Here is a 6,469-nt window from a genome sequence, read left to right as displayed (position 1 = left end):
GTTGGGATGAAATATGGGTATACAATAAAGAACTTAGTGGAGACTAGAATGTAGCCAAACAAACTCTTTAAACCCTCTTTTTCTGAAAAAAGAGGGTTTAATTGATTAGTGCTAAAAATTCGTCTTCTGAAATAATTGGAATACCTAATTTATCTGCCTTCTCTTTTTTACTGGGGCCCATATTGGCGCCCGCCACCACATAAGAAGTCTTTGAGGAAATGGAAGAACTAACTTTACCCCCATTGTCTTCAATATTCTTTTTCAGTTCCGTTCGACTTACTTTTTCAAATACGCCGGAGACCACAAAGGTCTGACCCTTAAGTTTATCAGTTTGCCCATCCAGTTGCTTATCGGTAAGTGAAAACTGAAGGCCATATTCTTTTAGTTGGTTTATAATATCTCTGTTCTTTTCCTCATTAAAGAAATTCACTGTACTTTCAGCAATTCTCTCTCCAATTTCATCTACCATTACCAACTCATTTTCTGTGGCCGCCATTAATGAATCTATATTCTTATATGCCTTAGCCAATTTTTTAGCCACAGTTTCCCCTACATATCGAATGCCAAGTCCGAATAACACGCGTTCAAAAGGAACATTAGCAGATGCCGCTACCCCATTAATTAAATTTTCGGCTGATTTTTCTGCCATGCGCTCCAAAGGCATTAGCTGATCTTTTGTTAGGGTATACAGATCGGCATAATTATTAATTAAGCCCTCATTATATAACAATTCTACTGTTTCACTTCCCAAACCTTCAATATCCAGCGCTTTTCTGGAAATGAAATGCTGAATTCTCCCGGTTATCTGGGGCGGACAACCGCTCTCATTAGGGCAGAAATGCTGGGCCTCCCCAGCTTTTCTAATCAACTCTGTACCACATTCAGGACAGTTTGTAATATATCTGGTGGGTATAGAGTTCAAAGGGCGTTTTGACAAATCGACTCCTACAATCTTAGGGATAATTTCACCCCCTTTCTCTACACGCACTGTATCCCCTTCACGTATATCAAGCTTAGCTATTTGATCAGCATTATGCAATGAAGCTCTTTTTACCGTGGTTCCGGCAAGGAGAACAGGTTCTAAATTTGCAACAGGTGTGATAGCTCCGGTTCTGCCCACCTGATAGCTAATCTCATTAAGAATTGTAACTGCCTGTTCTGACTTAAATTTGTAGGCCAGAGCCCACCTTGGGGACTTAGCGGTATAACCCAATTCTTCCTGTTGTTGAAGGTTGTTCACTTTTACAACCACACCATCAGTTTCATATGGAAGACTATGGCGCTCAATATCCCAAACCTCCAAAAACTCCATCACTTCCTCCGTAGTTTTACAGAGCTTAGCCGCAGAAGGGACTTTAAAACCCCATTCGCGCGCTTTTAGAAGCATTTCAAATTGGGATGAAAAGTTAAGGTTACTTCCGGTAATTCCGTATAAAAGGCATTCCAAAGGTCTTTCCGCAACTAGTGCACTATCCTGTAATTTAAGGCTCCCGGCCGCAGTGTTACGGGGGTTCATATAAGGGTCCTCCCCATTATTAATGCGCTCTTCATTCATTTGAGCAAAACCTTCCATTGGTAGTACAATTTCTCCCCTAATATCAAATTTAGATGGGAAATCACCTTGTAATCTTAGGGGCACAGATTTTATGGTTCTTATATTTGCAGTTACGTCATCTCCCTGAAATCCATCACCTCTTGTAACTCCTCTAACAAGTTCCCCATTTTCGTAAGTTAAGCTAATTGAGGCACCATCATATTTTAGTTCACATGTAAAGTTAACTGCAGAATCTCCCAAAATCCGCAATACCCTCTTTTCCCAATCCAATAACTCTTCTTTGGAATAAGAGTTATCCAATGAATACATCCTATGTTCATGAACTACGGTCTCAAAATTCTTGGTGACAGTACCTCCTACTCGCATGGTCGGGGAAGTTGTATCCATAAATTCGGGATACTGTTCCTCTAATGCCTGCAACTCCTTTAATTTCATATCAAACTCATAATCCGAGATAGTTGGACTGGTGAGCACATAGTACTTATGATTATGTTCGCGTAATTCACGGCGTAAGACTTCTATTTTTTCCTTAATAGTCATTAAAGCTGATCTTTATTTATCCATTTGGGCACATGCTTAGGGCGATAGCGCATCATCTTATCCAATAAACCGTTAATTGAATGGTCTAGAAGTATCATATCATAGTTTTCCTGGTTAACAAATCCCTGATCAACCATTATTTTCAGCATCTCCATTAAACTGTTATAAAATCCGTTAACATTTAGAATGCCTATAGGTTTGTGATGCAATCCCAATTGAGCCCATGTTATCATTTCAAAAAATTCCTCCAAAGTGCCATAGCCCCCAGGCAGCATAATTACACCTTCGGACATTTCATGCATTTTGAGTTTACGCTCATGCATATTTTCTGTCACAATCAATTCAGTTAGGCCGGGATGGAATACTTCTTTGAGTTTAAGAAAATCCGGGATAATCCCGACAACGTTTCCTGAATGGTCAAGTGTACCCTGAGCTAACTTACCCATTACTCCAATTCTTGCTGCTCCATATACGAGTTGAATAGATCTTTCAGCCATTTCCCTACCTAAGGAATAAGCTTTATCCAATATAAGAGGGTCTTTTCCTTCACTACTACCACAAAAGACAACAATACTTTTCATTTCGTAAACATTCTCTGGACTTTAAAAATATTAAAAAAGACAATTATAACGCATTTTAAATTTATCCTGCTTGCCTGGCTTTAATCATTCTGTCGTTTCCAAAGATATCTTTTCTGAGCTCAATTTCAGAAAAACCGAATTCCTTCAAAAGCTCTTTTACCTCTTCACCTAAATATTGATTAATTTCCATATAAAGAACACCTTTGGGGGTTAAGTTATTTTTTGCGAGTTTGGCTATAGGTCTATAGAAAAGTAACGGATCTTCATCAGGAACAAACAATGCCAAATTAGGCTCATTTTTAAGGACATTATTATGCATTTGATCTTTCTCCATCTCCCTAACATAAGGAGGATTAGAAACTATAATGTCATAGTTTTCTTTTAACAAGGGTATCTTTAAAATATCGGCTTGAATAAATTCAATATCCGCATTATTCTTTAACGCATTTTTTTCTGCTACTTCAATCGCAGATTTGGAAATATCCATTGCTGTGATCTTAAGGCTTGGTTTTAATTTGAAAAGAGAAATTGCAATGCAGCCACTTCCTGTTCCAATATCAACAATCTTAAGATTGTCTTCCAAATTTTCAATATCTTTAAGAACCCAGCTTACTAATTCTTCTGTTTCGGGTCTTGGTATTAGAACAGACTCATTTACCATAATTTTCAAGTCCATAAAAGTGGTTTCTCCCAAAACATACTGAATAGGTATTTCATCCCTTAGTTTTGATAAGCCTTCAAACATATATTGTTCTTCATCCTTTGTGATTACAATCCTCGGATCTATTGCAAGAATAAATTGCTCTAAACCTAAAAAATGTTCTATCATTAAATAAAACATACTGTCTACTTCCTCTTTGGGATACTTTTCATCCAATTCCCTGTGATATATGTCCTTGATTTCCTTTAACAACATTTCTTTTAATGCTATGTACTTCCAAAAATGACAGTTCGAAAAGCAGCTGTTTCCTGAATTCCTTTTACATCCCTATTCTTCAGGAATATCCTACTTTTGCAAGGTGAAGATACACGAAAAATATATGCGCCGTTGCATTGAATTAGGCAAAAAAGCCCTGGCTTTTTCAGCACCAAATCCAATGGTTGGAAGCTTAATAACCCATCAAGGTATAATCATAGGTGAAGGCTACACCAGTAAATATGGCGGGCCCCATGCAGAAGTGAATGCCATAAATTCCGTTGCCGACAAATCACTTTTAAAAGAAGCTACACTTTATGTTACTCTGGAGCCCTGTTCCCATTATGGAAAAACTCCACCTTGTGCCGATCTTATAATCACGAATAACTTGCAGAAAGTGATTATAGGTATTCAGGATCCTAATCCTGAGGTATCTGGCCGTGGAATTAAAAAGCTTAAAGAAGCCGGGTGTGAAGTATTAGTAGGTGTATTAGAAAAAGAGTGCCGAAGGCATCACAAGCGTTTTTTAACTTTTCAGGAAAAAAACAGGCCTTTTATTATTTTGAAATGGGCGGAGACTAAAGATGGGTTTATTGCCCCTGGCGCAGACTGGCGTAAAACCAAACCCGAACCTTATTGGATTAGCAATTCCTATGCGAGACAACGAGTGCATCAATGGCGAAGTGAACAACAGGCAATATTAGTTGGAACAAATACTGCTTTGGAAGATAATCCAAGATTAGATGTTCGTTATTGGAAAGGAACCTTCCCCATTCGAATAATTATCGATAAAACGCTAAAACTACCAATAGATTTTCATATTTATGACAATTCCACCCGAACCATTATCCTAACAAAGGTAAAGGATGAAACGAAGTATCAGGAAGGTTTACAATATGAAATTATTGATTTTGAGAAGAACCTGGCCGAAGAAACCTGCAGGATATTATTTCAAAATAATATAGCCAGTGTTCTAATTGAAGGAGGTGCTCTTACCTTAGCAACTTTTATCAATGCAGGACTATGGGATGAAGCAAGAATAATTACAGGAGATACTGTTTTTGACACCGGTACAAAAGCACCACATATTGAGGGCCAACCGGTTGATATAGAAATCATTGGTAATAATACCATAAAAACACTATTAAATGATTGAGAATATCATCTTTGATTTTGGGGATGTCTTCATAAACCTGGACAAACAAGCCACAGCAAGGGAAATGCAGGTATTTGGATTTAAGAATCTCACCCCTGATCTGGAAACCTTGTTTATAGCCTATGAAAAAGGATTGATCACGACTGAAGATTTTCTTGATAAAACCAATCAATTGTTTCCCAAAGCAAGCAGATTGGATTTAATTCACGCCTGGAACTCTATAATTCTTGATTTCCCGGAAAAACGACTAAAATTTATTGAAAAATTAGCTGACGAAAAAGAATATCGTCTTTTCCTGTTAAGTAATACGAATGAATTGCACATAAAATTTGTGCAGGAGAGAATGGGTGAAGAAAGATATAAACGTTTTAAAAACTGTTTTGAAAAGTTCTATTTATCTCATCAGATAAATTTGAGAAAACCCGAAGCCGCCATCTTTGAATATGTACTGAATTCAAATAATCTCAATGCAGAAAAAACCTTCTTTATAGACGACAGTAAAGTACATACCTCTGCGGCTGCAGAATTAGGCATTACATGCTGGAACCTTAAGGTTGGTGAAGAGGATATTTTAGACCTAAATACTAAAATATTAAAATGCTAGACCTTTTATTAAGTATCCTTTTTTCAAGTCTGATATTTGTAATTTTTAAATTATTTGATACACACAAGGTCCAGACTATTTATGCGATAATTATAAATTATGTTACCGCCTGTCTGGTTGGAATTCTATTTTACAACAAGCCTGTACAGTTATATGAAATTCCAAAAAATGATTGGTTTTATGGTACTTTGTTATTAGGTGTTCTGTTTATCGTAGTCTTTAATCTTATGGCAAAGACATCACAACGCCTGGGAGTATCGGTAGCATCTGTTGCCACCAAAATGTCATTGGTGATCCCTGTGATACTGGGACTGATATTATATAACGAAAAACTCAGCTTTTTTAAAACATCGGGTATTATATTGGCATTGGCTGCGGTATATTTTGCATCTGTGAAAGATGCGCCCCGTGCTATTCAAAAAAGAACTCTTTTGTTGCCTGTGATGGTTTTTTTAGGTTCAGGCATTATTGACGCGAGCATAAAATACATGGAAGAAAATCATGTATCAACAAATGAATTTCCAATATTTTCAGCCACTGTATTTGGTGCTGCAGCCTGTACCGGAATCTTGTTTATTCTCTTAAGATCATTTAAAAAACCCTTAAAACTTAATTTCAAAAATGTTTTGGGGGGTATTGCTCTCGGAGTTCCCAATTTCTTCTCTATTTTCTTTTTATTAAGAGCGCTTCAAAATGAAACACTGAACAGTGCTTCCATTTTTACACTAAATAATGTTGCCATCGTAATGTTTTCAACCTTACTCGGTATTGTATTATTCAAAGAAAAGATCAGCCCTAAAAACTGGGGTGGTATCTTGTTGGCAGTTATAAGTATTATTTTAGTGGCATTCTTTTGATGGAAAATAAAATTGATATATATAAAACAATAGCCAAGGCATCAGACGGTATACTTTATAAGGACCGCAAGAGTAAGTTTTATGCCTATACTTTTCCAATAACAAATGAGAGGGAAATAAAACAAATTATAGATAATCTTCGTAAAAAGCACCCAACTGCAAATCATGTTTGCTATGCATGGAGAGTGGGTATAGAAAAGCAAAGTTATAGAGCAAATGACGATGGGGAACCAAACAACTCAGCAGGAATGCCCATATAC

The 6,469-nt window shown here is 36.9% G+C and carries 7 protein-coding genes; 4 read left to right on the top strand and 3 right to left on the bottom strand.

Annotation, left to right across the window (positions count from 1 at the left end; genetic code table 11):
• Positions 1 to 97: 97 nt before the first annotated feature.
• The 3 genes from ligA to prmC all read right to left on the bottom strand — a co-directional run bounded on the left by ligA (position 98) and on the right by prmC (position 3,592).
• On the bottom strand, positions 98 to 2,095 hold the full coding sequence (gene ligA / locus WBN20_RS17260; RefSeq protein WP_424282586.1) for an NAD-dependent DNA ligase LigA: 1,998 nt from the start codon (positions 2,093 to 2,095) through the stop codon (positions 98 to 100).
• On the bottom strand, positions 2,095 to 2,676 hold the full coding sequence (locus tag WBN20_RS17255; protein WP_424272502.1) for a TIGR00730 family Rossman fold protein: 582 nt from the start codon (positions 2,674 to 2,676) through the stop codon (positions 2,095 to 2,097). The genes ligA and WBN20_RS17255 overlap by 1 nt, the downstream gene beginning before the upstream one ends.
• Positions 2,677 to 2,737: 61 nt before the next feature.
• Entirely contained in the window at positions 2,738 to 3,592 is an 855-nt protein-coding gene (gene prmC / locus WBN20_RS17250; protein WP_424282585.1) for a peptide chain release factor N(5)-glutamine methyltransferase, read from the bottom strand.
• Between the two features lie 103 nt (positions 3,593 to 3,695).
• Here prmC and ribD point away from each other — a divergent pair, with 103 nt between their 5' ends.
• The 4 genes from ribD to WBN20_RS17230 form a co-directional block, all read left to right on the top strand.
• Entirely contained in the window at positions 3,696 to 4,748 is a 1,053-nt protein-coding gene (gene ribD / locus WBN20_RS17245; RefSeq protein ID WP_424282584.1) for a bifunctional diaminohydroxyphosphoribosylaminopyrimidine deaminase/5-amino-6-(5-phosphoribosylamino)uracil reductase RibD, read from the top strand.
• Positions 4,741 to 5,352 (top strand): HAD-IA family hydrolase, encoded by a 612-nt coding sequence (locus WBN20_RS17240; RefSeq protein ID WP_424282583.1) that lies wholly within the window; start codon positions 4,741 to 4,743, stop codon positions 5,350 to 5,352. Before ribD ends, WBN20_RS17240 begins: the two co-directional genes overlap by 8 nt.
• Complete coding sequence (locus tag WBN20_RS17235; RefSeq protein ID WP_424274228.1) at positions 5,346 to 6,209, top strand: EamA family transporter; 864 nt, start codon at positions 5,346 to 5,348, stop codon at positions 6,207 to 6,209. Before WBN20_RS17240 ends, WBN20_RS17235 begins: the two co-directional genes overlap by 7 nt.
• A partial coding sequence (locus WBN20_RS17230) for a YigZ family protein (protein ID WP_424282582.1) occupies positions 6,209 to 6,469 on the top strand: 261 nt, incomplete at its 3' end. The genes WBN20_RS17235 and WBN20_RS17230, both read left to right, overlap by 1 nt.

It is taken from the genome of Eudoraea sp. (assembly GCF_049665975.1).
Classification (GTDB): domain Bacteria; phylum Bacteroidota; class Bacteroidia; order Flavobacteriales; family Flavobacteriaceae; genus Eudoraea.
This window is presented reverse-complemented; position numbering and strand designations above follow the sequence as displayed.

Coding starts and splice junctions, on each gene's coding strand:
- WBN20_RS17240 (WP_424282583.1), top strand. CDS start 4,741: ATGATTGAGAATATCATCTTTGATTTTGGGGATGTCTTCATAAACCTG.
- ligA (WP_424282586.1), bottom strand. CDS start 2,095: ATGACTATTAAGGAAAAAATAGAAGTCTTACGCCGTGAATTACGCGAA.
- WBN20_RS17255 (WP_424272502.1), bottom strand. CDS start 2,676: ATGAAAAGTATTGTTGTCTTTTGTGGTAGTAGTGAAGGAAAAGACCCT.
- WBN20_RS17235 (WP_424274228.1), top strand. CDS start 5,346: ATGCTAGACCTTTTATTAAGTATCCTTTTTTCAAGTCTGATATTTGTA.
- prmC (WP_424282585.1), bottom strand. CDS start 3,592: ATGTTGTTAAAGGAAATCAAGGACATATATCACAGGGAATTGGATGAA.